Annotated in this window: 3 protein-coding genes; 2 read left to right on the forward strand and 1 reads right to left on the reverse strand. The window is 65.6% G+C overall.

What is annotated here, in order from left to right; genetic code table 11:
• A partial coding sequence (locus C5E41_RS32900; RefSeq protein ID WP_181063542.1) for a transglycosylase SLT domain-containing protein occupies positions 1 to 384 on the forward strand: 384 nt, incomplete at its 5' end.
• Between the two features lie 194 nt (positions 385 to 578).
• A complete protein-coding gene (locus C5E41_RS32905) occupies positions 579 to 1,610 on the forward strand; it encodes a transglycosylase SLT domain-containing protein (protein WP_258081423.1) in 1,032 nt (343 codons plus the stop codon).
• Between the two features lie 8 nt (positions 1,611 to 1,618).
• Here the strand turns inward: C5E41_RS32905 and C5E41_RS32910 are convergent.
• Positions 1,619 to 1,996 (reverse strand): C40 family peptidase (locus tag C5E41_RS32910; protein ID WP_146097792.1); only part of this gene is annotated, 378 nt, incomplete at its 5' end.

Below are 1,996 nucleotides of genomic sequence, written 5' to 3' on the forward strand. Positions count from 1 at the left end.
GGCGGCTCGGGCGGCAAGACCGTGGGAGGCTCTGTGGGCCAATGGATTCAGCAGGCGATGCAGGTGTTGAAGGGACTGGGATACGACACCGGCAAGATAGATCCCGAAGCGATAGCAATCATCATCCACTACGAGAGCGACGGTAACCCCGACGCCGTCAACAACGACGATATCAATGCTCGAAACGGGACACCCTCCAAGGGGTTGATGCAGATAATCCAGCCGAATTTCGACAAGTACGCTGCACCGGGCCACAAGAATATCTACGACCCCGTGGACAATATCGTTGCCGGTGTCCGCTATGCGATCGACGTCTACGGATCCGTCAGCAATGTGCGGGGCGTCAAGGCGGTACGCAACGGCCAGCCCTATGTGGCGTACTGATGGAACCGACCCAGCCCCGTCCACCCGAACCTCGGAGATCGAAATCCGCTGAGCGGCACTCGGGTTCGGACAATCCCGCCGACGAGTGGACGCTGACCCGGCCCGGTGTGGCGACGACCGCACCGGCCGATCGGCGCGAACGACGAAACCAGCGCCCGAGCGCGGTTCCGGCGCCCGGGCCTGCCGTGCCGTCGGTGGCGAAACCGGCTGCGGCGACGAATGATTCGGCCGCGGCGGCCATCGCGCAAGCGCGCTCCGCACCCGCTGCCGCCGCACCCGCCGTCCACTCGGATATCCTTGCCGCCCACAGCGCCTCGACGCCCATGGCCATCGCGGCCCTCACCAGCCTGACCACCATGGCGGCCGGCTTCGGCTCCGGTACGCCGACCGCCGGCACCGGGCAACCCTACGCACCACCGATGATCGGCAACGGCGCGCCGACCGGCCCGATCGCCTGGGACGGCGGCCTCGGCTCCGGGTACGCCGCGAGCAATACCGCCCGCTCCGAACGTGGCGGCGCGATCGGCGATCTCAACGCCGAACTGTCGCGGGTCCTCGGCGACACCGTCGACACCAGCACGCGTGGACGGGCCACCATGGCGGCGATCATCGCCGAGGTGGACGCCGCGCTCACCGCACTCGGGCCGGTGAGCAATACCGCCGCCGGCCGGAGACAGGTGATGGTCACGCTCGGCGACGCACTGGCCCGTGCCGGAAATACCGTGGACCACAGCCGGATTGCGGCGGCCCTGGATTCACAGCGGATCGAGGCATTGGCGGCGAAGTACGTGCAGGATTCACATCCGGCGAGAGTGGTCCATCGTGCGGGCGGGTGGGGGTCGTCCGGGCCGCCCTCGACGATGCCCGCCGGGGAAACAGGTCTGTGGATCAACCAGGCCCTCCAGATTCTGGCGCAGAATGGATATGACATCAGCCGGATCGATCCGGGCGCCATCGCGACGATCATCGCCCACGAATCCTCCGGCAATCCGCATGCGATCAACCTGTGGGACAGCAATGCCGTGGCGGGCCATCCGTCGAAAGGCCTGATGCAGACGATCGATTCAACGTTCAACGCTTATGCGCTGCCCGGACATCGCGATATCTGGAATCCGGTCGACAACATCATCGCGGGCGTGCGGTACTCCATCGACCGCTACGGTTCGGTGAGCAATGTGCCCGGTGTCGCCAATCTGCACGGCGGCGGCTCGTACGTCGGATACTGAGAGACCGATCAGGACCAGCGGCTGGCGTGAAAGCTCTTGGGTAGCGGCTGGACTCGCACAACGGATTTGGAATTCGGCGCCTCCACCACTCGACCGTTGCCGATGTACATCATGACGTGTCCCGGGCTGCCGTTGTTGAATTCGGAATCGGGGAAAATCAGGTCGCCAGGCCTGATCTGATTCGGCGCCACCTTCGGCAGCTGTTGGTACTGCTGGTCCGCCGTTCGCGGGATATTGACTCCAGCCGACTTCGCCGCGTACTGCGTGAGGCCGGAGCAGTCGAACTGATTGGGCCCCTCGGCACCCCAGACGTAGGGCGCACCCAGTTTGCTGAGCGCGGTCTGAATCGCCTGCTGCGCCTTGGCCGACGTCCCGGACGCCGTCTT

Origin of the sequence: Nocardia nova (assembly GCF_002933465.1) — a bacterium.
GTDB lineage: Bacteria > Actinomycetota > Actinomycetes > Mycobacteriales > Mycobacteriaceae > Nocardia > Nocardia nova_B.